At 55.0% G+C, this 24,380-nt stretch carries 19 protein-coding genes; 12 read left to right on the forward strand and 7 right to left on the reverse strand.

Annotated features, from left to right (window positions below):
• Positions 1-93: 93 nt before the first annotated feature.
• Positions 94-1,980: a biosynthetic-type acetolactate synthase large subunit gene (gene ilvB / locus IGS16_RS10895; RefSeq protein ID WP_297085382.1), complete on the reverse strand. Its 1,887-nt coding sequence runs from the start codon at positions 1,978-1,980 to the stop codon at positions 94-96.
• A gap of 480 nt (positions 1,981-2,460) precedes the next feature.
• Positions 2,461-3,945 carry a YdiU family protein gene (locus tag IGS16_RS10900; RefSeq protein WP_297085383.1) on the reverse strand — a complete coding sequence of 495 codons (1,485 nt, stop codon included), beginning with the start codon at positions 3,943-3,945 and terminating at the stop codon, positions 2,461-2,463.
• A 282-nt stretch (positions 3,946-4,227) separates the two neighbouring features.
• On the opposite strand from IGS16_RS10900, the gene IGS16_RS10905 reads away from it, so the two are divergent.
• From IGS16_RS10905 to IGS16_RS10920, 4 genes are all read left to right on the forward strand, one after another.
• Positions 4,228-4,542, forward strand: a complete 315-nt coding sequence (locus IGS16_RS10905; RefSeq protein WP_068514894.1) for an RNA-binding protein — start codon at positions 4,228-4,230, stop codon at positions 4,540-4,542.
• A 390-nt stretch (positions 4,543-4,932) separates the two neighbouring features.
• On the forward strand, positions 4,933-5,115 hold the full coding sequence (gene rpsU / locus IGS16_RS10910; RefSeq protein ID WP_068514896.1) for a 30S ribosomal protein S21: 183 nt from the start codon (positions 4,933-4,935) through the stop codon (positions 5,113-5,115).
• A 314-nt stretch (positions 5,116-5,429) separates the two neighbouring features.
• Positions 5,430-6,185 carry an AAA family ATPase gene (locus tag IGS16_RS10915; protein ID WP_297085384.1) on the forward strand — a complete coding sequence of 252 codons (756 nt, stop codon included), beginning with the start codon at positions 5,430-5,432 and terminating at the stop codon, positions 6,183-6,185.
• Between the two features lie 3 nt (positions 6,186-6,188).
• Positions 6,189-6,830, forward strand: a complete 642-nt coding sequence (locus IGS16_RS10920; RefSeq protein ID WP_068514900.1) for an ABC transporter permease — start codon at positions 6,189-6,191, stop codon at positions 6,828-6,830.
• Between the two features lies 1 nt (position 6,831).
• On the opposite strand, the gene IGS16_RS10925 is transcribed toward IGS16_RS10920, so the two are convergent.
• Positions 6,832-7,308 carry a TspO/MBR family protein gene (locus tag IGS16_RS10925; RefSeq protein ID WP_297085385.1) on the reverse strand — a complete coding sequence of 159 codons (477 nt, stop codon included), beginning with the start codon at positions 7,306-7,308 and terminating at the stop codon, positions 6,832-6,834.
• 694 nt (positions 7,309-8,002) lie between these two features.
• On the opposite strand from IGS16_RS10925, the gene IGS16_RS10930 reads away from it, so the two are divergent.
• Positions 8,003-9,139: an SPFH domain-containing protein gene (locus IGS16_RS10930; protein ID WP_297085386.1), complete on the forward strand. Its 1,137-nt coding sequence runs from the start codon at positions 8,003-8,005 to the stop codon at positions 9,137-9,139.
• 106 nt (positions 9,140-9,245) lie between these two features.
• The gene (locus tag IGS16_RS10935; protein ID WP_297085387.1) at positions 9,246-10,346 is read left to right on the forward strand and encodes a hypothetical protein; all 1,101 of its coding nucleotides are present in this window, start codon (positions 9,246-9,248) and stop codon (positions 10,344-10,346) included.
• A gap of 120 nt (positions 10,347-10,466) precedes the next feature.
• On the opposite strand, the gene IGS16_RS10940 is transcribed toward IGS16_RS10935, so the two are convergent.
• Positions 10,467-11,321, reverse strand: coding sequence for a M56 family metallopeptidase (locus IGS16_RS10940; protein ID WP_297085388.1), 855 nt, complete (start codon positions 11,319-11,321; stop codon positions 10,467-10,469).
• On the reverse strand, positions 11,312-11,737 hold the full coding sequence (locus IGS16_RS10945) for a BlaI/MecI/CopY family transcriptional regulator (RefSeq protein ID WP_297085389.1): 426 nt from the start codon (positions 11,735-11,737) through the stop codon (positions 11,312-11,314). The genes IGS16_RS10940 and IGS16_RS10945 overlap by 10 nt, the downstream gene beginning before the upstream one ends.
• Positions 11,738-12,256: 519 nt before the next feature.
• On the opposite strand from IGS16_RS10945, the gene IGS16_RS10950 reads away from it, so the two are divergent.
• Positions 12,257-12,781, forward strand: a complete 525-nt coding sequence (locus IGS16_RS10950; protein WP_297085390.1) for a pentapeptide repeat-containing protein — start codon at positions 12,257-12,259, stop codon at positions 12,779-12,781.
• Positions 12,782-12,829: 48 nt separating this feature from the next.
• On the opposite strand, the gene ilvD is transcribed toward IGS16_RS10950, so the two are convergent.
• Positions 12,830-14,515 (reverse strand): dihydroxy-acid dehydratase, encoded by a 1,686-nt coding sequence (ilvD, locus tag IGS16_RS10955; protein ID WP_297085391.1) that lies wholly within the window; start codon positions 14,513-14,515, stop codon positions 12,830-12,832.
• A gap of 269 nt (positions 14,516-14,784) precedes the next feature.
• Between ilvD and IGS16_RS10960 the strand changes: the two genes are divergently transcribed.
• Positions 14,785-15,639 carry a pentapeptide repeat-containing protein gene (locus IGS16_RS10960; protein ID WP_297085392.1) on the forward strand — a complete coding sequence of 285 codons (855 nt, stop codon included), beginning with the start codon at positions 14,785-14,787 and terminating at the stop codon, positions 15,637-15,639.
• Between the two features lie 140 nt (positions 15,640-15,779).
• On the opposite strand, the gene hmpF is transcribed toward IGS16_RS10960, so the two are convergent.
• A complete protein-coding gene (gene hmpF / locus IGS16_RS10965) occupies positions 15,780-17,540 on the reverse strand; it encodes a pilus motility taxis protein HmpF (protein WP_297085393.1) in 1,761 nt (586 codons plus the stop codon).
• 1,240 nt (positions 17,541-18,780) lie between these two features.
• Between hmpF and IGS16_RS10970 the strand changes: the two genes are divergently transcribed.
• The 4 genes from IGS16_RS10970 to IGS16_RS10985 all read left to right on the forward strand — a co-directional run bounded on the left by IGS16_RS10970 (position 18,781) and on the right by IGS16_RS10985 (position 24,260).
• A complete protein-coding gene (locus tag IGS16_RS10970) occupies positions 18,781-20,094 on the forward strand; it encodes a response regulator (RefSeq protein ID WP_297085394.1) in 1,314 nt (437 codons plus the stop codon).
• Positions 20,095-20,342: 248 nt separating this feature from the next.
• Positions 20,343-20,708, forward strand: a complete 366-nt coding sequence (locus tag IGS16_RS10975) for a response regulator (protein WP_068508027.1) — start codon at positions 20,343-20,345, stop codon at positions 20,706-20,708.
• Between the two features lie 35 nt (positions 20,709-20,743).
• Positions 20,744-21,274, forward strand: a complete 531-nt coding sequence (locus IGS16_RS10980) for a chemotaxis protein CheW (RefSeq protein WP_068508029.1) — start codon at positions 20,744-20,746, stop codon at positions 21,272-21,274.
• Between the two features lie 88 nt (positions 21,275-21,362).
• Complete coding sequence (locus tag IGS16_RS10985) at positions 21,363-24,260, forward strand: methyl-accepting chemotaxis protein (protein WP_297085395.1); 2,898 nt, start codon at positions 21,363-21,365, stop codon at positions 24,258-24,260.
• The last annotated feature ends 120 nt before the right edge of the window (positions 24,261-24,380 follow it).

A 24,380-nucleotide genomic window follows, 5' to 3' on the forward strand; every position in this document is an offset into this window, starting at 1 on the left:
ACGCTACAAAAATGCAAAGCAAGCGGGCACTGCCCGCTTGCTTGTTTTCCGCTTGCTTGTTTTCCTAGATCTGCTCTCTTTAGAGCTGCTCTCTTAGAGCTTCGTACCGCAATTTGGACAGAAATTATTGTCTGGCTGGTTCTCTGTGCCGCAGCGATTGCAGACTACAAGCGCCTGCTCCGGCTCTGCCTTGGGGCGTTCCGGCAGACCGATCATCTGCGAGTTGCTCTTGCCAGGGGCCACCATTGGGTAACAGTTCTCGTTGCGATTCACATGCACATCCATCAGCACCGGGCCAGGATGGGCCAGCATTTCGGCGATCGCCCCTGCCAGTTCCTCGCGGCTGTGAACCACCATCCCTTTCACACCATAGGCCTCAGCCAGCTTCACAAAATCCGGCATACTCGGCTTCATTTCTGAAGAAGAGTAGCGCTCCTCATAAAAAGTCTCCTGCCACTGGCGCACCATGCCCTGCCAGCCGTTGTTAATAATCACGGTCTTTGCCGCAATGCCGTACTGCGCCAGCGTGCCCAGTTCTTGAATATTCATCTGAATGCTGGCATCACCGCTGATGCAGATTACCTGCTCCTCTGGCAGCGCCATTTTCACGCCCATCGCCGCAGGCATTCCAAAGCCCATCGTGCCCAGCCCTGCGCTAGAGATCCACTTGCGCGGCCCCGTCTTGAGGAACTGCGCCGCCCACATTTGATGCTGACCCACATCGGTTGTGTAGTAGGCATCGGGTGCTTGCCGACCCACTTCTACAATCACCTCCTGAGGCGACAGCATATCCGGATACTGGGGCACTACCAGCGGATAGTCGCGTTTCCAGCGGTCAATGCGGGCCAGCCACTCCCGCGTCTGGTGTGGGTCAGGAGCAACGCTGCTTTCCGTATCACGCCGCAGCAAATCCGTCAGCACATGGCGCACATCACCCACAATCGGCACTTCTGGCGCACGGTTTTTGCCCACCTCTGCGGGGTCTACATCGATATGGATCACCTTGGCGCGAGAGGCAAACTCATCCAGCTTGCCCGTCACTCGGTCGTCAAAGCGGGCCCCCACCGCAATCAGCAGGTCACACTCGCTGACAGCGTAGTTCGCGTAGGCCGTGCCGTGCATTCCCAGCATCCCCACCGACAGCGGATGATGCTCGTCGAACGCGCCCTTGCCCATTAGCGTCGTCGTGACGGGCAACCGGAACCGCTCCGCCAGCGCATGAACCTCCGCATGGGCATCTGCCGTAATCGCGCCGCCGCCGACATAGAGCAGGGGTTGCTTCGCCTCGCGAATCAGCTTCAGCGCCTTGAGAACCTGGTTTGGATTGCCGCGCACAGTGGGGCGATAGCCCGGCAGTTTCACGCTTCCTGGCTCAACGGGCAGATAGTCAAATGCTTCTAGCCCTACATCCTTGGGCACGTCAATCAGCACCGGCCCCGGACGACCAGAGCGGGCAATGTAGAAAGCTTCTGCCACGATCCGCGCCATGTCTTTGGGATCGCGCACGACGTAGGAATGCTTCACGATTGGCAGCGTAATACCAAAGATGTCTGTTTCCTGGAAGGCATCGGTGCCGATCGCGCTGCGAGAGACTTGCCCCGTCACCACTACCAGCGGAATCGAGTCCATCTGCGCTGTAGCGATGCCCGTTACCAAATTTGTCGCGCCGGGACCAGAGGTGCCAAAGCACACGCCTACCTTTCCCGTTGCGCGGGCATAGGCATCGGCAGCGTGGGACGCACCCTGCTCATGGCGCACGAGAATATGGCGGAGTGCGCCTGTCTGCTCAAAGCGGTACAGTTCGTCATAAATCGGCAGAATCGCGCCGCCGGGATAGCCAAAAATATGCTGAACCCCGTGCCGTACTAGGCTGTCCATCAGAGCGTAGGCACCAGTGGCCCGAGTGGGCGCAGCGAGGGGGGGGGCAGAAACACGAGCAGCGGAAGCGACCTTGGACGGATCGGGCAGAAGTTCTCGCATAGCTAGGCTTTCTATCTGTATCGATTGATGCATAAGACCGGATATCCCAGTCTAGTTCTGATGTTGTAATCCTGTCGAGTGACCTGAGCAGGTGATTTTTGAGGATTTTCTGGGGATCAATATAGACTCGGTTCTAAAGGGGTTAGCAATCTCTGAAAGTGCCGTCGAAGACCGATCATCGGGGCGATCGCCCCCGCCTTGGCTCATCTGCTCCGTATCTGCTCTGTAGATCCGTTCTACAGCCGCTAAACGGCGAATTTTCAGGATGCTCAGCGGTTCCAAGAGCAATGTTTGAAACCTGTTTGAAACCTGTTTGAAACCTGTTTGAAACCTGTTTTGAGGGCGTTTTCGTAAGCATTTACCGCTTATTTTCGAGCGTGCCAAATTCCATTAAATTTGGCGACAACCTGTCAAGGATTGGTGACTATTGTAACGATTGGAAACCTTTCCGCATTTGGGGATTAGAGTTGGGGATTGGAGTTATGGCAGGGGCGGCTCAACAGAGGAGCGAATACGCCGAAGCAGCGTGTTGAATGGCTCCCAATCGTCCAATTCGGCGATCGCCCCCCACACGGCTTCAATTTCTGGACGGATAATCACCACGGTCGGGTTGTGCCGTGCCAGTCGCGCTCTTACGTCAGTCAAAGCGGCTTCAGGAATCTGGTTCAGCGCCCGGTAATAGGCGAGTCGCCACGCCTTGAAGGTGCTTTCCAGCGCGTCGGCATTGCTAGACACCGAGTCAGTAAAAATCAGCGCCGCATCTGCTCGCCAACTGGGTGAAAACTGCTCCCGCAGCGCCCGAAAGAAGTCGTGATAGCCAATCTTGGTTGCCTGCAAAAACTGGATCGTCCGCCCGATTAGCTCATGCCCGATTTCGGTGGGCAACTCGTCGAACCCCAGCTTTTGCAGCATCAGTTGGCTGTAGGCCACAATGTAGTGCGCTTCAAACGTCGCCAGGCCCGCTTCCAAGTCTGCTGCATCCATCACCTGTTTCAGCGGCTCCTGCAACAGTTCTAGATTCAGCTTGCAAATCCCTGGCTGGTTGGCGTAGGCGTAGCGCCCCATCTGGTCAAAATAGGCTGCGGTAAAGCGGGGATCAAACCGCTCGATGAAGGCGTAGGGGCCATAGTCAAAGCTTTCGCCCGTGATGGCCATGTTGTCGGTATTCAGCACCGCATGGCAAAAGCCCGCCGCCATCCACTGGGCCGCCAGTTCTGCCACGCGCTGCACCAATTCGGCATAAAAGCGGGCATCTCGGTCTGGCTCCTGGTTCAGGTGCGCGTAGTAGGTGTCGATGACGTGATCGAGCAGTTTGCGGATCAGGTCAGGGCGTTCGAGGTAATGCAGCCGCTCGAAGGTGCCAAACCGAATGTGCGATCGCTGCATTCGCACCATCACGGACGAGCGGGTGGGGGATGGCTCATCGCCCCGCCACAGAGCCTCCCCAGTTTCAATCAAGCTGAGGCAGCGCGACGTTCGCACGCCCATGACGTACAGCATCTCCGCCGCCAGCACCTCGCGCACGCCGCCCTTCAGCGTCAGCCGCCCATCGCCGCCGCGAGAATAGGGCGTAGTTCCCGATCCCTTGGTTCCAAGGTCGTATAGGTTGCCGTCTACGCCGCGCACCTGTCCGTATAAAAAGCCGCGCCCGTCACCCAGATCAGGATTGTAATAGCCGAACTGGTAGCCGTGATAGCGCATCGCCAGCAGCGGAAAGCGTCCCGCAAATTTGCCGAACGCTTGAATAAAATGCTCATCTGCGACCTCATTCGGATGAAGCCCTAGAGTTTCAAGTAAGTCATCATTGCGAAACCGGAGAAGATGCTGGGGAAATTGGGCCGCATCCACGGGATCGGCATAGTCTTCGCCAAGAGATTCAAACGCAGGCTCAAAGTCGAGGGTTAATAGCGGGTTTTCTGGCGGATTGTCGGACGTGTTTTCAGCAGTGCTTACAGGATTAGTCATCACAAAGCGGACTTTGCTTACAAAAGTTAATAGAAAGACGACGAAATTTGAAGGTTATTTGCTTCATTATCCCCAGTGCAAAGTCCGGCAAACAATTGTCTGATAAAGTTTTTGGCTGATTTTTGGCTTGTTTCTCTGCCGCCACCAGATGAACGACTTGCCACTGCTTTTGTGGGAGTGTGTTAGGGTTAGGTGGGATTATTTTCGGCTGTGTACTCGCGTGACGAATGGCTCTCCGAATCTAACTCTCTGCAACTTTTTTTGATTCTGGAAGGAGTCCAAATGTCCATTTACATCGGTAATCTGTCCTACGAAGCAACGCAGGAAGAAATTACCCAAGTTTTTGCTGAATACGGTACGGTAAAGCGCGTTCAGCTTCCCACCGATCGGGAAACCGGTCGCCCTCGTGGCTTTGGCTTCGTGGAAATGAGTACGGATGCGGAAGAAGAAGCGGCAATCGAAGCGCTGGATGGCGCAGAGTGGATGGGTCGCGATCTGAAGGTGAATAAGGCCAAGCCTCGCGAAGATCGCTCCTCTGGCGGTAGCTGGGGTGGCAACCGGGGCGGCGGCGGTGGCAACTTCTCTCGTCGCTACTAGAGCTTTCCTACTAGAGCTTGCAAAGGTCTGGTTTGTAGTCTTGCATTTTGCCAGGTTTTAACTTGCCGAAGCAGGTGTTTCTAAGCCAGTTTTTGCGCTAGGGCGCAGCGCAGGTTTCCTAATTTCTAGTATTTGCCTGTTTGCTTGGGGCTGCATGTTGAAGCAAATGTGCGGTTCCAAGCAAGTTTTTGTCTTTGGGGGTTGTGGGTTTGCTGCGGCAGTGAGTGGTGCTTGTTATGTGGGGCGATCGCCCCATCGCGCTTGATCGTTGTGTCTACCTTAAGTAACCAGAATCAAGACCAGGATCAAAACCGGGAGAGAAGGATTTTGCAAACAGGCTGATTGAGATTTTTTCTAAATCTCCAGTCTGAACATTTAAGAGGAGATGGAATGGCCCAAGTTGTACTTGGAGAAAACGAAGGAATTGAATCGGCCCTCCGCCGCTTCAAGCGCAAGGTTTCTCAGGCAGGAATCTTCCCAGATATGCGGAAAAACCGCCATTTTGAAACGCCGATTGAAAAGCGGAAGCGCAAGGCGTTGGCAAAGCGAAAACTACGGCGGAAGCGCTTCTAGAAGTGCTGTTGTGAGAAAACGGGTTGATCTTTTTCAAAACCCCTTTTCTTGAGGTCGATATTAGGCTGAATCTAAACCAACTGATGCTGTGGGTCGTTGCGGGTTCTTGTCCGCACGCGCACAGCATTTGTATTTGGAATGGGCATTTGGAGTCAATACATTTAATGCATTAGAGATTACCTTTGAAGTAGATATTTTGGAGTAGATATTTGGAGCTTGTGCGATCGTAGGGGTAACATGGTTAGCTGACGGCAAAAGGAAAGGCAGACATGCTTCTCTAAAGCAGCATGTTTGGATGCAGGGCGGGTCGGCTTATGATTATTGCGATCGCCAATCAGAAAGGCGGCGTTGCAAAAACCACGTCTACGATCGCGCTGGCGGGTCTGCTGGCGGAGGAAGGGCCGTGCCTTGCAGTAGACCTCGACCCACAGGGCAACTTGTCTACGGGACTGGGCGTAGATGCGTCGTCGGTTCCCTACACGACCTACGACGTGATTACCGCGAAGGTTGGCATTACTGAGGCGATCGCCCCGACTCGATTTGGACTCAGCCTGCTGGCTACAGACATTTCCCTGGTCAAAGCAGAAAAAGACTTGCTTTCTCAGCCCGATCGATTTTATGCCTTAAAATCGGCGCTGGAGCCTGCCAAATCTCAGTTTGAGCAAATTTTAATCGACTGTCCGCCCAGCCTGGGTTTGCTGACGCTGAATGCCCTGTCGGCTGCGGACTGGCTGCTGATTCCCGTGCAGTGTCAGTTTTTTGCCATTAAAGGGCTAGAGGGATTGCTGGAGACGATTGACTCAGTCAAGAGCCGCCTGAATCCGAATTTGCGGGTGCTGGGCGTGCTGCCGACGATGGCAGAAACAAACACGGTGATTACGCAGGACGTGCTGAAACTCTTGCGATCGCAGCTTGAGGGCGTGCGCGTATTTGACCCCGTGCCCAAGTCAGTGCGCTTCCCAGAGTCGAACATGGCAGGGGAACCGATTCATGTCTTTACCCGCGAGTGGCGCGTGGTGCAGCCCTATCGCGAAGTGGTGCGCGAACTGCTGATGCTGGAGGAGGCGTAGCGCGTGGGCGTGTTTGGGCAGGCGTATGAATATGCACTGGAAAACTGGGACGCGCTGCTGAATGCGTTGCAGCAGCATTTGTGGCTGGTGGCAGTGCCGCTGGCGGTGGGGCTGCTGCTGGGATTGCCGCTGGGGTTGTGGAGTGCGCGATCGCCCGCTGTCTCGACTGTCCTCATCAATGGCTTCAACGCGCTGCGGGTGATTCCCAGTCTGGCGATCTTGTTTCTGGCGATTCCCTATTTTGGGCTGAGCTTTCAATCGGCGGCGATCGCCCTGACGCTGCTCGTGATGCCGCCGATTTTGATCAGTACCGATGTCGCCTTTCGCACCATTGACCCGATGATCCGCGAAGCTGCCCACGGCATGGGCATGAGTCCGGCGCAGGTGTTGCAGCAGGTAGAGTTTCCCCTAGCGTTGCCTGTGATTATTGCGGGAATTAAAACGGCGCTGGTGGAGGTGATTGCCAGCGCAACGCTGGCGGCGTTTATCGGCGCGGGCGGGCTGGGAACCTTTATTGTGCGCGGCTTTGCGCTATACGACAGCGCCATCTTGCTGGTGGGCGCAGTTCCCGTGGCGCTGCTGGCGTTGGCGGCGGAACTGGGCATGAGCGCCTTGCAGAGGTCGGTGCAGCCCCCCACAAGCTAAATCAGGCTTCTTCAGGATTGAGCTGCATCATTTCCCAGGTCGTGTAAGTGCCGATAGGACTCCAGATCAGATACGGTAGCAGCAGCCAGGCCGCCGGCCGCGACAGCGGCAGCAACATGACAAAGAGGGCGATCGCCACCACCAACCCCGCCGCACCCAGCCATAGCCCCACGCGAATTCGCCGCACACTCAGCATTACGGGCGTATAAAGCAGGGTCACGATTTCCAGGAGCAAATAAACCACCATTAGTCCCCAAGTTTTGGAAGTGCCCGGTTCGCGCTCCCAGATAATGTAGGCAGACCAGGCGGCGCAAGTAAACACCGTCGTCCAAATCACGGGGATAAATTTCTCAAACGTGAGCCAGTCGGGCCGCCGCAGCCGCCGAAACCACCCGCGCCCCCGCGAAGTGGTCACGCTGCCCAGGGCAAACGCCAGACCCAGCATCACCCCGCCAATCACCATCCAAGATCGAATCATGGAACCTATAGGATTTAATAGAACTTGGGGCGATCGCCCCGATGATGCCCCCTCCCGCTGCCCATTCTAATGGGTTCCGCCAGCTGGGTTCTGCAATTTCCTTAAAATCTGCCGTTTGCCACACAAGGCTCTAGGTCTAGCGACTTAGTAAGTTATAGGCTCATCATAGAAATCGGGGTACCAGAACCATCGGTTACATCAATAGGTGGACTACGGAAACCGGGAGCTACAGGCTGTATTAATCGGTGGGGCAAACAATTAGTCGAAGATTGACCGGAATTAGTGCTTAATTCCCTCAGAGATGTCCCTTTAGAGATGCCTCAGCCCTTCTCCTATTTTCGTTAGTCAGTTAGGATTGTGGGCACACTAGGGCTAACTTAGCTCTTTGATAGCAGCTTGCGCGTCGTCAGGGTTGTTTCTGCTAGCTTGGGCTGATCTAAGTTGCTCGTGTTGACTTAACCGATACATCCGGCTTCTAATCGCTGGACAGGATACTTAAGAACGCATTTGCTTTGCACCAGGCCTCGCTGATCTTCGGCAGCAATACTCCTTGCATCATTGGAGTGTAGATAGGGGGACGACCCCAAAGGAGAACTTGCTGATCTTCGGCAGCGATACTCCTTTCATCTCTGTGATTGCCTAGATTCAGTCTGTCGTTGCTCTCGTCTAACCTAGATTAAATCTGGAGGTTAATGTGAGTCTCTTCGAGAAAATTCGAGGTGAGTTTGTAGACATTATCGAGTGGTTGGACTCTACCAACGACACGATGGTCTATCGCTTCCAGCGATACAACAACGAAATCAAAATGGGGGCAAAGCTAACCGTGCGCCCCGGACAAAAGGCAGTATTCGTCAACGAAGGCCGTATTGCTGACTGCTTCGAGCCGGGGATGTATACGCTGTCAACCCAGAACCTGCCCATTCTCACGACACTGATGGGTTGGCCCTATGCCTTCAACTCTCCGTTCAAGGCAGAAGTTTACTTCTTCAACACTCGAATTTTCACGAACCTCAAGTGGGGGACTTCTAACCCCATCCTGCTCCGAGATGCTGATCTCGGCCCTGTTCGCTTGCGGGCCTATGGCACCTATAACGTGCGGATTGTCAAGCCTGAGGTTCTGCTCCAGGAACTCGTCAGCACCGATGGACTCTTTCAGGTTGATGAGGTCAGCGATCATATCCGCAATATGATTATCACGGCCTTTACCTCCGCTATCGGAGCAGCCCAAATCCCTCTATTTGACCTTGCATCTCGCTATAGGGAGATTAGCGACACTATCCGCTTGAATATGCAGCCAGAGGTGCAGCAGTTCGGTTTGGATCTCACTCAACTGCTGATTGAAAATATCTCTCTACCGCCAGAGGTGGAAACTGCTCTCGACAGGCGGGCTTCTATCGGAGTCTTGGGCAATATGCAGCAATATACCCAGTATCAGGTTGCCAACTCTATTGAACAGTCCGCCCAAAATCCAAGCGGCGGGAACTCCTTCTTGGAGTTGGGAGTTGGGCTGGCAATGGCGCAGCAGGTAACCAATGCGTTGCACCCCAACGCTGCTCCGCCCCAGGCAGCAGCCCCACCGCAGCCAACTGCTCAGCCCCAGCCGGCAGTTCCACCCGCAGCGGCTCCACCGCCCCCCCCGCCCCCCGCGTCCCAGTGGTACTTGTCCCGAGACGGGCAAACGTTCGGGCCGTTTTCAGTGAATCAGCTTCTTCAGCAGGGGCTGACGGCTCAGACCTATGTGTGGCGAGCAGGGATGAGCGGCTGGCAGTTTGCAAACGCAGTTCCAGAACTAGCTGCTTTGCTTCCACCATCACCGCCGCCTAGCGTATAGACTCTGGGTTCCGTATTGTTTACCGCTGATTGTTTGCCGTTGAACATGTTCAGCGCCAGTGTTGCCTTAACCGTGTATTAAACCTGCGCCATACCTCCTCTTAATCATGCAGAGCCAACCCTCCAGCAAGTCGCAGCTTTCCTGTCCGGGTTGCGGCGCGTCGCTAGAGTTCAATCCTAAACGAGGACAGATGGAGTGCCCCTATTGCGGGCGGCAAGAGGCGATCGCCCGAAACAAGACTTCCCTACTGGCAGAGCAGTCTTTTGAGTCTCATCTCAGTGAAAAGCATACTCAACTGGCCGCTTTATCTCAGCAGGCAGTCGAAGTGCAGTGTCCAGGGTGCCGCGCTCGATTTACGTTTGAGCCGCCGACCGTGGCAGGGAAGTGTGCATTTTGTAACACCAATATCGTGGCGCAACCCCACACCGCTAGCCCAGTGGTCAGTCCAGGAGGGGTGGTACCGTTTAAGGTTGGTCAAAGGCAGGCCCGAGAGAAGGTGAGTGAGTGGCTGCGTCAGCGCTGGTTTGCGCCAAAGGCGCTGAAACGCTTGTCTCAGCACGCAGGATTGCAGGGAATTTACCTGCCATTTTGGACCTATGATTGCAAAACCTGTAATCAATATCGAGGGAAGCGGGGCGATCGCTATACCAGGACTGAGACCCATACAACTACCAACGATGAAGGGAAAATAGTTACAGACACTCGCGAAGTCGAAGAAACCCGCTGGACACCCGTGTCAGGACGTTTGGATTATGCCTTTGATGACGTTCTTGTGGCGGCGGCTGAATCAGTTGACCAAAACCATTTACAGGCCGTCGAGAGATGGGATTTGTCTGAACTGGTGCCTTACAACGCCTCTTACTTGTCAGGGTTCAAGGTGCAACGATATCAGATTAACCTCAAAGAGGGTTTTGAGCGGGCGAAGAAAAAGATGGAGCCGGAAATTCGCCAGGCTGTAGAGTGCAAAATTGGCGGCGATGAACAGTGTATCGACTCTATTTCCACCTCCTACAGTGACATTACCTTCAAGCACATCCTCTTGCCAGTATGGACAGGGGCCTATGAGTTTAAGGGACGGCGCTACACAGTCGTGGTGAACGGTCAGTCCGGCAAAGTCTGTGGCGATCGCCCCTTTAGCTGGCTCCAGATTGGATTGGCGATTTTCGTTGCGATCGTTATATTCGGAATTTTAATCAGTATCCTATAGTTACTAGGGGCAAGTGTTAGAACAGCTAGAAGTCGCCCCAGCCTGGAGCGAACTAGCGTTCTGCCCTGTTTGCACGGCGCTACTTTGCACAGCGCTACGAAGCAATTCCTGCAACAGGATCTAGTGGTGAACGAGTAGCGTGCAGAGGGGAAGACCCGATGCTAGAAGCCATAGCCAGGGGAGGCGATCGCCCTCCACTGAGCTTGCCAACTCACCCTCAGCATTGGGCAGCAGCGCCTCAATCCGCTCTGTCAGGCGGCAGGGTAACGCGGCCTCGCCAAAAGCCGCGCAGGGAAAGTCAGCCACCGTCAGTGGCGACCTCACCACCTGCACCAGCGACTCTGCCAGCAGCAGGGGATCGACGCGCTGAGCCGCCCAGCAATCGGCGCGGAGTTCTCGCAGTCGCAGCAGTTCTTGCCAGAGGGCTTCGGTATGGGGAAGCCAGGCCGTAAGACCGCGCAGCCAGCCCAGCCAGAAAAACCAGAAGGTGTCGCGATAGTGGGTGTGGGCCTGCTCGTGGGCCAGCACAGCGGCAACTTGCTCAGCGGAAAGGGTGTCCAGCAAACCCCGGCTGACCACGAGTTCGGGCTGCCAAAAACCGACCTGTGCTGCAAACAGAGCCGGGGTATCTAGCAAGCGGGCGGTTGTATGGCTAATCTCAACCACAGGCAGCGGCTGTAGCGATTGGTGCGATCGCCCTACCTGCCAGCCCAGCCGCAGCAGCATTCCACCTGCAAGGGTCAAGCTACCGACCGCTAGAACCCAGCCCAGAGATCCAACAGACAGCCCCAGCATATGCCCCTCACGGCCCATGCAAAAAACGGCGACGACGGTACACAACAGCAGCAGCGGCGCAAACAGAAACGGCCCTAGCGCCGCCGTCCACCGATGGGCAGGCGCGACGGGACGGTGCTTAGCAATCAGGCGCGAGAGAACAGCGAGGGCGATCGCCCCCAAAATCAGCATCAGGTGCATGAGCCACCCTCCCGCTTTTGCCGTGCGGCCTTCAGCCGTTGAGTAATGGCATCCAACTGTTCCAGGCTGGCAACGTCTAGGTCATCTGCAAAGGCCGCCACCACGTCGGGATTGCTGACGGACAGGAAGCGATGCAGATGCTCGTGTGCCTGAAGCATCTGCGCCTCTTCTCGCGACACCAGCGGCCGCCAGTGAAACGCCCGCCCGTGGCGATCGCACGCCAGCCAGCCCTTGCCCGTTAGCCGATTCAGCACCGTGGTCACAGACGCATAGGCCAACTCCCGATTTGGGTCTGCCAAGATGCGATCGTGGATCTCCTTAACTGTTGCCGATTCTAGCTGCCACAGGATTTCTAAGATCTCGCGCTCCAACGGCCCCAGAGAAAGCTGGCGGGGGCGAGGTTCGGGTAATGCCATACGCACCTAAATTCAGAAGTCTAAATCTGCTGATGTCAAATGATGTTAAATACTGTCGAACGGTGTTGAACCAGAGTCGAGACGAATGCCGAAATGAGCTTGAAAAACACCTTTACCGTCCTCAGTTTAGCCTAAAAACTATTTCCGTTTTGTCAACGGGATGTCAGGACTTCGGCGCAGTATCGCTGCTGCAAATTTGCAGCAAATTAAGCTAAAGATGAGCTTGAAAACAGATATTTTTGGGATGAGCATTCGGAGGACAAGTGGTGGCTTGCGCTATTGATCTGAGGATGGTTGACAAAGTTTATTGCATAAACTTATGGCTCGTATAGGAATAGATAAACTCACTAAGAAAACTAAAAGAAGATTAAGTAATCTATTGATCGGCAAGGAGTGTTTGTAAACTCTTGTAAAGGAGTGGGGTGAACTATTGCAGGCAGTTTCAGCGCTGTGGCGATCGCCGTTACAGCGCCAAATTTTGCTGAACTAATGCTCATTATGGAACGAATGTCAGTTGAAATGCTTTTAACGGAATATGCTGCGGGAAGACGCGATTTTAGCTATCTCGATTTAAGCCAATCTGACCTATTTGAATGCAATTTACAAGATATCAATCTTCAGGGCAGCAACCTCAGGCAAGCTTATTTGGCCTATGCCAATCTCAGCCGCGCAAACTTGCAGGGAACTCAACTGCAAGCTGCGGAATTGGGTAATGCGCGGCTACAATCGGCCAACTTGAAACAGTCGGCGCTCGATCGGGCAAACCTGTCGCGCAGCATTCTCTGCTACGCAGATTTGGCAGAGGCATCGCTCCAGGAAACCAATTTCCAAAGTGCCGACTTGCGCTACTCTAACTTGGCTGCGGCAAACTTGCAGGCGGCAAACCTAGTGGGGGCAGACCTCCAGCAAGCCAAGCTAGAGGGGGCGAATATTGGCCAATGTAATTTGTTTCGTGCCCAGTCGGCAGATCTGGATGGGGCGATCGCCGATGAGGGCACGATTTTCCCAGATGGGCATCGGGGGAGTGATAGAACGATGGGTTGACCGGTAGATCTCCAACCCGCCATTGCTCCCAGCCTTTCTAGAACAAATCTAAAACAAATCTAAATCGGTCACTGCACCCTTGCTGCTCGACGAAACCAGCGTGGCGTATTTGGCCAAAACGCCTTTGGTATAGCGTGGCTTGGGCGGCTGCCACTGGGCGCGGCGCTGAGCCAATTCCTCATCAGAGACGTTGAGTTGCAGCAGGCGAGCGTCTGCATCGATGGTAATGCTGTCACCTTCCTGCACTAGGGCGATCGTGCCGCCGACATAGGCTTCGGGGGCGACGTGGCCGACCACCATGCCGTAGGTGCCGCCAGAGAAGCGTCCATCGGTGATCAGCCCTACAGAATCGCCCAGTCCTGCGCCAATAATGGCAGACGTGGGAGCCAGCATTTCCCGCATTCCGGGGCCGCCTTTCGGCCCTTCATAGCGAATCACCAGGACATCGCCTGGATTAATTTTGTTGGCCAAGATCGCGTCCAGACACTCCTCTTCAGAGTTATACACGCGGGCAGGGCCGGTGATTTTGGGCTGCTTGACCCCGGTGATTTTGGCGACTGCCCCTTCAGTAGCCAAATTGCCCTTGAGGATGGCCAGGTGTCCGGCAGCATACATGGGGTTGCTCCAGGGTCGAATCACGTCCTGATCGGGGCGCGGCTCGTCAGGAATATCCCTCAGACGCTCGGCAATGGTTTCGCCTGTGACAGTGATGCAGTCGCCGTGCAGCAGTCCGTGATTCAGCAGCATTTTCATGACCTGGGGAATGCCGCCGGCCTGGTGCAGATCGGTGGCCACGTAGCGGCCGGAGGGCTTCAGATCACATAGCACGGGCACGCGCTGGCGAATGCGCTCGAAGTCGTCGAGCGTCCACTCGACCCCAGCAGAATGGGCGATCGCCAAGAAGTGCAGCACTGCATTCGTAGAACCGCCGACGGCCATCACCACCGAAATGGCGTTTTCGATAGACTTGCGGGTGATAATGTCTCGCGGGCGCAGGTTCTTACGAATCGCCTCCACCAATACTTTGCCGGCCAGTTCTGTGTTCTCTGCCTTTTCGGGATCAACCGCCGACATGGTGGAGGAATACATCAGGCTCATGCCCATCGCCTCAAAGGCCGACGACATGGTATTGGCTGTATACATGCCACCGCAGGAACCTGCACCCGGACAGGCGTTGCGCTCCACCGACATCAGCCGCACCTCGTCGATGCGTCCGGCGCTATACTGCCCCACCGCTTCAAAGGCGCTGACAACCGTTAAATCTTCTCCTTCCAAATGTCCTGGCTTGATCGTGCCGCCGTAGACAAACACCGCAGGAATGTTCATGCGGGCCATGGCGATCATAGCACCGGGCATGTTCTTGTCACAGCCGCCGATCGCCAGCACACCGTCCATGCTCTGGGCGTTGCAGGCGGTTTCGATCGAGTCGGCAATCACATCCCGCGATACCAGGGAGTATTTCATACCCTCAGTGCCCATCGAGATGCCGTCGCTGACGGTAATCGTGCCAAACAGTTGCGGCATTCCCCCCGCAGCCCGAATGCCTGCCTCTGCTTTGACTGCCAGCGGCGCAATGCCCATGTTGCAGGGGGTAATCGTGCTGTGGGCGCTGGCAACCCCCACAATTGGCTTGTTGAAATCGTCGTCGGAAAATCCGACCGCCCGCAGCATTGCCCGATTGGGGCTACGCTGCACACCTTGCGTAATCACCTGACTTCTGAGGGTTTCAGACATTCAACTGGTTCCTTAAGACTTCAAAACAGTTCGGTAAAACCATTCGGTATGAGGCGACACCGGAACTTTCATTGTCCCAAACCAGGGACATTTTTGGCGGAAGATCGATATCTACCTGACAACAGAATGCAGAGGAATGCAGATTCTCGGCTGCTGGCGGGCACTCTAAGAGAATCAGTTCCCTGAATAGCCTGCTCAGCAGTTTATGCTAATCCGCTGGCTCCAGTCACCGATGGGCGATCGCCCAATCCACCCGCCTGCCTACTGCTATGATGTTAACCTTCATGAACGTTGATGAACTCCTGAGCCACTATGAAGCAGGGGCACGAGATTTTCGCGAAGCCAAACTCAGTCAGTTCAATCTGAGCGATCGCGATTTGCAGGGCATCAACCTACGGCGGGCAAACCTCAGCGGCGCAAATCTACAGGGCGCAAACCTGCGAATGGCAAATCTGCGAGAGGCAAATCTCGCCGGAGCCGATTTGCGAGGCGCAGATTTGACCATTGCCAACCTGATTGGAGCAGAGTTGTATCAGGCGGATTTGAGCAAAGCGACATTAACCGATGCCGGCCTGCGAAGCGCAAAACTGACGGAGGCAAACCTGAATCAAGCGGTGCTGATAGGCGCAAACCTGGCAGAGGCGCTGCTAGATCGAGCCAACCTGACCGAGGCAAACCTGACCGATGCCAGCCTCAACCGGGCGAAGCTGATTGCAGCCAACCTGACCCGCGCCACGTTGGAAAATGCAAATTTGACCAATGCTATTTTGAACGAGTCGCTGATGGAGCGGGCAAACCTGACCGGGGCCATCTTGCACGGAGCCAGCCTGGAAGAAGCCGACCTGCACGAAGCCGAGCTAAGCCGCACTCGCCTCAGCAGCGCCAACCTGATCAACGCCAGCCTCAGCCAGGCTAATGTGCGCGGCGCAAACCTAAGCTGGAGTTCGCTGCGGGGGGCAAATTTGTCTAAAGCAAACCTGTATCGCACCAAGCTGAACTGGGCTAATCTGAGCGAAACCAATCTAAGCGAGGCAGTGCTGATCAGCGCAACTGTTTTGCAAACCAATTTCCAAAACGCCAATCTGCGCGGGGCGATTATGCCAGATGGGTCATCGCATAGCTAAGTTCTGATTCTGACTGCTTTGCAACGCCTGTGCGAGAAGGGTTTGAGGTTAGAAACAAACTAGAAACAAACTAGAAACAGACAGGGAGCAATCTTGGGCGATCGCTCCTTGTTTCGAGGCTTTAGTGTGACAGATGCAGATCAGGTAATCACAAACTCCGGCGTGCGCTGTTCCGTCAGGCTGCTAATAGTTTGCCGCAGTTCGGCGATCGCCTGAAGCTGGTAATCACTGGTTTCCTGAAACTGGTTCAAAATTTGCCCGATGGATTCCAGCTTTTCGCGGACACCACCCGTGCCGCCCTGAGCCAGCGCCAAAGCATCCTGATAGGCATTTACCTTGCCCCACATCTCGCCCACAGCAGCTTTCTGCACTAGCACCTGCTGCTCTAGCTCCATTGCTCGATTCCAACGATCTTCTTGCGCCTGAGACTGCTGATCGACCGACTGCTGAGCTTGCTCGACGGCGGCTTGCAGTTCCTGTACCTGGGCTTCTGCCTGCTTGAGTTGAGCGGCCAAGTCTTGGCGGAGGGTCTCAAGCTGCGTCAACACAGGCGCAATATCGACAGTCTCTTCTGATGCGTCCGCAGTCGCTCGGCCCTGACGCTTGTCCAGCACAGTCTGATGCTGTTTTAGTACGGCCTGGCGCTCTTGCAGGTTGCGGCGCTGTCCGACGAGCGTTTCTTCCAGCATCCGGTAGCGGTCTTGCTCGTCGGCAAGCTCTGCTTCTAGGCGCAGGCGATCGTACTCGCTGGCTTGCTGGATCTGTTGCTGCAAGTTTTGCATTTCCTCTTGCTGTGCCGTTAGCTCCTCTTCCTGGCTATTGACAAAGCGAGACATTTTTTCCAAGTCATTGGTCAGGTCGCGGACGATGTTTTCCAGTTCCTCAATAGGCATGGACTCCAGACCGCTGATATCGACCTTTGCGCCAACGGTAAAGCGATCCGACACATCGGCGAGATGGCAAAACTGCTGGTGCAGGCTGTCCTGCTGTTGCAGTTGGGTGGTGAGGATTTGCACCTGCTCTTGTTTGAGTTCGAGCGATCGCCGCAAAGCTGCCAGCTCATCCCGCGCCTGATCCAAACCCGCTTTCGACTGTTGCCACTCTTGCCATAGGGCTTGCACCTGCTGCACCTGCTGATCGAGCGCGTCCTGCGCCTGTTGAGCGGCGTTGCGCTGTTCATCCAGCATTTGATAGTGCTGATCGAGCGTGGTTTGCTGCTGATTTAGCAGGTCAAAGGAGGTCGTCACCTGCTCTCGGGCTGCTTCGGTCGGGGCGATCGCCCCTGCCAGTCGGTTCAGCAATTCTTGCAGCTCTTGAGCTTTTGCATCATCCAACACGGCCGCTTGGGTAAACTGAGCCTTTTGCTCATCTAGCCGGCCCATCTCGCCCCGAAGCTGGGCCCAGGCTCCTTCTAGCTCCTGGCTCTTGCGCTCAAATTCCTCCTTCAGCGCTTCAACTTCCTGCCGCTTGCTTTCAATCTCTTGGCGCTGTTGCTCCAGCCGCTCAAAGTCCTCCTCCATTTCCTGAAGCTGCTCCTGTCGGGCTTCCATCTCCATTTCCCGACGGTTTAGCTCTTGGCTTTGGTAGGTCAGCGATTCTTTCCACTGCTGAATTTCTTCTTCCTGAGTTTTGTAGCGCTCCTGCGCCCGCGAAAAGTTTTGCAAAATCGCAACCAACTGGCGACCCGCCTCGGCGTGGCGCTGCACCTGCTTGGTGCCGCTTAGTTCCACCATCACCAACACGCCGGCCCCATAGGTCACGTCGTCGGGCGCAGGGATGACCTCTTCACCCGGCACTGCGCTCCAGCTATTTTCAGAGCGCTGGCAGGCAAGCAACCGCAGCTCAGCCTTACTGCTGCCGATAACTCTGCTTTTTCTCTGTACTTCCGCTAAATACAGCACGCCAGTCGTCCCCTTACTTGTATCGTCTACGGTTTGGTTTACATCAGGCAGTTGCCAGCAGTGGCAGGATCGAAACCCGTCAAGATGATGATCGGGTTCGGGTTTATGTTGGGCGATTCACTCGAATGAGAGCGCTACAGCGCTATATACGTAGCTACATAATTATGAGCCTAATAATATGAACCTAAAGCGGACTGAAGCGACTGGGCTGGGATGCAGTAGCGGGCAATCGCCCCGTCCAAAAGACAAAGAATGAGGTAAAGATCTTGCCCTGTAGAGCAGCATGTCGAACCTGAAACGCCAGAGAGCTTGCTGAACGAACCGCTCGTCTAGCTCGGCACCCACCCGCCCGCAAGCTATTGCTTCAGATGGGTCTAACAAGATAAGAAGGCTGTCTCCATCACTGTTTCCATCAAATGTAGCATCATCATCTCCTCTGAAGTTTGATTCTAGTTTGCAATCCAGAAAATGCAAGCAAAAAATGCAAGCAAAACTGAGTAGGTCAGTCCAACCCGCTCCCCTACCGCGCTCAGACTCTTTACAGGCAACATGAGAATAGGGCCTCCAGAGGAGAACTCTAGCCGACTCTCACCCAGCATGGAACCCCAGAGCGCTGCAAATTCAGCGAGAGGAACCTGGCAAAACCTGCCCCCAGAACAGACCCAATCAACCAAAATCTGGCAAATTTGGCAAACCTGGCGGATTTATCCCGTCCCAACTGAACTATACCGGAGTCATGGACTGGGCATCCTTCGGTGAGGCTGGGCTGAGCTACCTAGATCGCTTGGATATCTGGCGATCGCCCTAACGCCTATCCGGGCTTGTGCCTGAAAGACCTGCTCTAAGATCTAGCTTCCCTGCCTCCCTCTATTGCTCCTTGCCCTCGGCGCAAAGCCTGCAATTCCTGATAGTCTAGAGTGCCCAAGTCAGGGCTAGATTAACGCCTTCAGACAAAATCTAAGCGAATCAGCGAAGCTCAGGATTTGGCTGCTTCACCCGCTAGCAGCGCCAGGATAGTGAAACAATACAGATATTCTCCGGATATTCTGGGGTTTGTCTACTTTGATAGGCAATTAGGGAATCATACTGGATGACAAAGGCAGAAAAGCATTGGGCATCATGTCAGAATTGACTTTCAACGGTTGACCCAGGCCCACTTCAGCGCCTGCCCAAAGCCGCGAACCGCCCGCAGCAGACCAGCCCAAGCCCAGCACTGACCTTGAGGGGGTGATTTGGCGATATGCAGGGGAACTTGAATGAAATTGATATCCGCAGCATTCTTCAGCTTGTGGAACTGGGTCAGCGCACGGGCGAACTGTTTGTAGAGTCCTACGGGCTGGGTGGAATGCTGCCGGGAGGCGACACAAATACTGCGCCAATCGTCCTGCGAAACCGTCTCGCCAAGACCACGCCCTCGCAGTCCTGGTTTGTCTTTTTTCTAAATGGTCAAATCATCTACGCAGGCGATGCCCGGAGCGATTTGTCTCGCCTGCGCGATTACCTCCGTCGCTATCAGTTGGAAGCATCGCTGAATGGGGTAGACACCGGAGGGGCGATCGCCACTACAAACACTCCCGAATACGGACATCTCTGGGCCCTGCTGGAGCAACGCATCCTCACCCCCGCCCAAGCCCGCAGCATCATCCACAGCATGGTGCGCGAAACCCTGTTTGACCTGCTCAGCCTGCACCAGGGTAGCTTCATCTTTGAAATCGGTTCTCCCCTCGCCCCCCAACTCACCACGCTGGAAATTGGCCCGCTACTTGCCCGCATCATGACTCAGGTACAGTCCTGGAAAAAGTTTCATCCCCATATCCAATCCCCCGACCAGGGGCTGATTGTGGTCGATGGCGATCGCCTCCGCGACTCCGTAAAAGAAACCACCATCGCCGCCCTCAGCGACTGGATGGACGGACAAACCTCCATCCGGCAAATCTCTCGCTACCTCAACCGTGACCTCATCACCGTCGCCAAAGCCCTCTACCCCTATATCAAGCAAGGCATCGTTCAGCTTGCCGCCCCTACCCCCAACACCCTGCCCGCAAAGCCCAAGCCCACTATTCAAACCCCCGTCCCCCGCATCGTCTGCATCGATGACGGCACCTCCATCCGCAAAGCCATCGAGTCCATCCTCCGCAGCCACGGCTACGAAGCCACCTCCATCGGCAATCCCCTCAAAGCCCTCAGCCTAGTCTTTCAGCTCAAGCCCGACCTCATCCTCTGCGACATCTCCATGCCCGAACTGGATGGCTATGAAATCTGCGCCATGCTCCGCACCTCCACCGCCTTCCGGCAAACCCCAATCATCATGCTCACCGGTCGCGACGGCTTTATCGATCGCGTCAAAGCACGCATCGTCGGCGCAACCGACTACCTCACAAAACCCTTCGGCGAACAAGAACTACTCACACTGGTCGAAACCTACATTGGCCCAGGGCTAGAAAACCCTCCCAACATTGAAAGACTCCTGGCAGAAGACTTAGAAAATGCGTTAGAACTTGATATCAAACCACCCCCCACCGATGCTTCTTCATTCCCACCCCATCCCGCTTAACCCGGCACAGGAGCCTGCAAAACATCCGCGAAGCAGAGGTTTGCCAATATTGTTGATGTTTTGTCAAAATTCTGCCAACACAGAGGTCAGGTGTTTTGCAAATGCCAACCTTCGCTATCTTTAAAGGGCACCGCAATAAAAGGGCATTATTTTTATTAGTAAGTTTCCTAGTAGGCTTCTAGAATCCACTCAGTGTTTACCCCAGCGGTTTTCGCGAAATCAACACTATGGTTGCAAAGTAAGGCGTTATGAGTAGAGTTTTGGTTGTAGAAGACAGCGTGACCCAGCGGGAAATGATTACTGACCTGCTAAAAGGCAGCGGACTCGATGTCACCGTGGCTAGCGATGGTGTAGAAGCGCTAGAACAAATAGAAGGTCATAGTCCTGACCTAGTGGTTCTCGACATCGTAATGCCCCGCATGAACGGATACGAGGTCTGCCGACAAATCAAAGCCAATCCCAAAACTCAAAACATCCCCGTTGTAATGTGTTCCTCTAAAGGGGAAGAATTCGATCGCTATTGGGGCATGAAGCAGGGTGCAGATGCATACATTGCAAAGCCGTTCCAACCAACCGAGTTAGTGGGCACGGTCAAGCAATTGCTGCGGGGATAGCTCAGATGAACCAGGTAAAGATAGGTTAATCGTCCATGATAGGCAATCCAGATTTTTTCACAGGCAGAGGGCAAGATCAGGTCGCAGAGTTTCAGGAACTAGACAGTCCTGAAGGAGAGCTACATCTGAGGTTCTTCATGACTTCGGGCGACGAGTTTGCCCTGCCCGCCGTAGGAATCAAGGAAGTGATTGCCTCGCCGCCCGATCGCATCACCCCCATTCCGAATGTCTCTCCCCTCCTGTTGGGTACTCTAAACGTGCGAGGACGCGTTGTTTGGGTTGCCGATCTGGGTCAGTTTCTGGGAGACTCCGCGCCACTGAGTACCGATCGCTCAGAAATCTACGTCATCGCGGTTGAAGACCAAGACACCATGTTGGGGTTGGCTGTTGACCTGATTAACGGCATGGACTGGCTTCCCCTTGACGACATTCAGGTGCCAACCAACCTGCCCGACGGCATGGCTCCCTTTATTCGAGGCGAATGGGCCGTTGGAGACGCTCAAGATCGCCATTTAAGACTGCTAGATCAAGTCGCAATTCTGAGGTCGGCCCGATGGGCTGCTTGACTCAGCTTCAATCAGTTCGATAATTCACTCGACAACCCATTAGACCGAGGCACATTCGGAGACGCGCACAGGCTTAAGGAGAAGGCACATGGGATCAAGCACTGGATACGCACAGGAATATCAGCAGGCTGAAAGAGCCTACATGCAAGGCAAATACGACGATGCAGCAGCGGTGATCGATCGCCTTGTAGAAGACTATCCCGATGACCCCAATGTGCGGCTGCTGCGTGGACATATCTACTGCTATGGTCTCCAGCAATACGAAATTGCCCGCGAACAGTATGAGTCTGTGCTGGCGCTGACGAACGACCCGGAATATGTCGATTACGCCAACAGTGGGCTAGAAACCATTCAGCAGTTTAGCGATGCTGGTGCGACGGTTGCCCCAGATGCCGGATTTGACGACATTGACGGTGATTTTGTTAGCACAACTGACTCCCAAACTTACTTTGAAGAGGGTGGCGATCTAGGCGACTTGGATAATGCTTTTAGCTTTGATGGGCTGGACTTCAATGGTGCAGAAGACCCATTTGCTAGCCCTGAAGGGATTCCGTCGCCCTTTGACAGCCCATTCGCAGGCGACGACGCGGGCGGCGACTTTGGGCTGAATGACCCCTTTGCGGCATCAGACGATCCCCTGGCTGGGCTGGCGAGTCCGGCAGATGCAGGGTTAGGGCAGCCATCGCCCTATGTCTTTGATGATCCCGAACAGTCGATGGAGAACTTTGCAGCGGCTGGATTCGACGATCCGGCGGCGAATGCAGAGCTATCTTTTGATTCAGGGTTGGAGGGCGAGGTGTTTGAATCTTTTCCATCGCCTTCTGCCAGCGGCGGTTTTGCAATGCCGGCTGAATCGACTGGGGAAGACACCCTGTTCATGATGTCTGATGAATTTGAAGCCTTATCCTCTGAAGAGGATGGTGAGGCGACTTTCGGGCATGGGCAGTCACAAGAAGCTGATCCGTATGCTGCCTCAGCAGATTATAGAATGCCAAACTACAGTACATCAGATGATAGTCCGTCGGACTACGGTACATCGGACTATGGCACACCGGATTATGCTCCTCCGGCCTATGAGGCGAATAGCTACCCAATGCCAAGCTATGGTAATGGCAGCGGCGTTTTTTCCGCCGACTTGGATGATCATACATTTGTAGATGTTGGCAATAGCTATGCGCTGGACGACCTGGATAGCCTGGACGATTTCTCAACCAACGAGGACCCCCACAGCAGCGGCAGATCAGTTGGAGGGGCAGATTTTCTAGATGAGTTTGATGAGTTTGATGATCTAGGCAGTCTGCCCGACTTTGATATGTCTGACCATTCGGCTGGCTTTACGAGTCCTTCAGTCGGCGGCGAAAGCTTTTTGGTCTCTGGGCGGTCAGGCATGGTGTCTAGCGAGAGTGGATTTGACCTGACTGACGGAGGAGCCGATCAGTCGGTGATTCGAGAAGACGAGATCTTTAGCATTGCTGGTGTGTCTGATGCGCTGCCGACCTTTGCTCAGGGCGATGGGCGGAGTGTTGAGGTCGAGGTAGCCGAGCAGCAGGGCTGGCTAGCTCCCTTGGCAAATGCGCCGCTCGATAGCAAGAAGTGGCTGATTGGCTTGGCGACGGGTATCACATCGGCGATCGCCGTGGCAACGATCGGCTTCCTGGCATCCAACTTCCTAGTGCCCGAAGAAGACCGACCGACCATCATTCCAGCAAGCCAAAAAATGGGGCTGGTGATGGCGGTGGCGGCGGGTCTGGTTGGTGGCGGTACGGCAACGGCTCTGAGCGCTGCGTCGAATCGTCAGATTAAGCGCTCGGTGACCGATTTGCAGTCGCAGTTTAATGCAGTGTCGCAGGGCAATCTGAATGCTCGTGCAACGGTGTATTCCGAAGATGAACTGGGTCAGCTCTCGTCTGGGTTTAATCAGATGGCGCGGGTGATTTTGACGACCACCAGCGAAGCCCAGCGCAAAGCGGAGGAGCAAGAGCAAGCGAAGGAAGACCTGCAACGTCAGGTGATTCGCCTGCTGGATGATGTGGAAGGCGCGGCACGGGGCGACCTGACGGTTCAGGCAGAGGTGACCGCAGACGTGCTGGGTGCAGTCGCCGACTCGTTTAACCTGACCATTCAAAACCTGCGAGAAATCGTGCAGCAGGTGAAGCAGGCGGCGCGGCAGGTGACCAAGGGGTCTACTGAAAATGAGATTTTTGCGCGATCGCTCTCCTCGGATGCGTTGCGCCAAGCTGAGGAACTCGCCGTCACGCTGAACTCTGTGCAAATGATGACCGACTCGATTCAGCGGGTGGCGGAGAGCGCCCGCGAAGCCGAAGAGGTGGCGCGTTCTGCATCGACCACCGCGCTCAAGGGTGGCGAAGCGGTGGAGCGCACCGTGTCTGGCATTCTAGAAATCCGCGAAACGGTGGCAGAAACCACCCGCAAAGTAAAACGACTTGCGGAGTCATCCCAGGAAATCTCCAAGATTGTGGCGCTGATTTCCTCCATCGCTTCTCGCACCAACCTGCTGGCGCTAAACGCCAGTATTGAGGCGGCGCGGGCAGGCGAAGCAGGACGAGGCTTCGCAATTGTGGCAGACGAGGTGCGCCAGCTTGCCGACCGGGCTGCCAAAGCATCGAAGGAAATTGAGCAAATCGTGCTGCAAATTCAAAGCGAGACTGGCTCGGTGATGACCGCGATGGAAGAAGGTACGCAGCAGGTGATCGAGGGCACCCGGCTGGCAGAACAGGCAAAGCGATCGCTCGAAGACATCATTCAGGTGTCGAACCGCATCGACGTGCTGGTGCGCTCTATTACCACCGACACCATCGAGCAAACCGAAACCTCCCGCGCCGTGGCTCAGGTGATGCAATCGGTGGAATTGACCGCCCAGGAAACCTCTCAAGAAGCACAGCGCGTGTCGGGTTCGCTGCAAAACTTGGTGGGCGTTGCCCGCGACCTGCTGAACTCGGTGGAACGGTTCCGCGTTGAAAAGTAGTGTCTTCTGCGTCTTCTTGACTGGCTTGCTCGGCACTTGATGGAGCTTTGGATGGATTCGGGTACATTAGGGTAGATTTTGAGGGGATACGCCCTCTTGCATTTTGAACCGCTCACCCCA

This window comes from Thermoleptolyngbya sp. C42_A2020_037 (assembly GCF_015272455.1).
Classification (GTDB): Bacteria; Cyanobacteriota; Cyanobacteriia; order Elainellales; family Elainellaceae; genus Thermoleptolyngbya.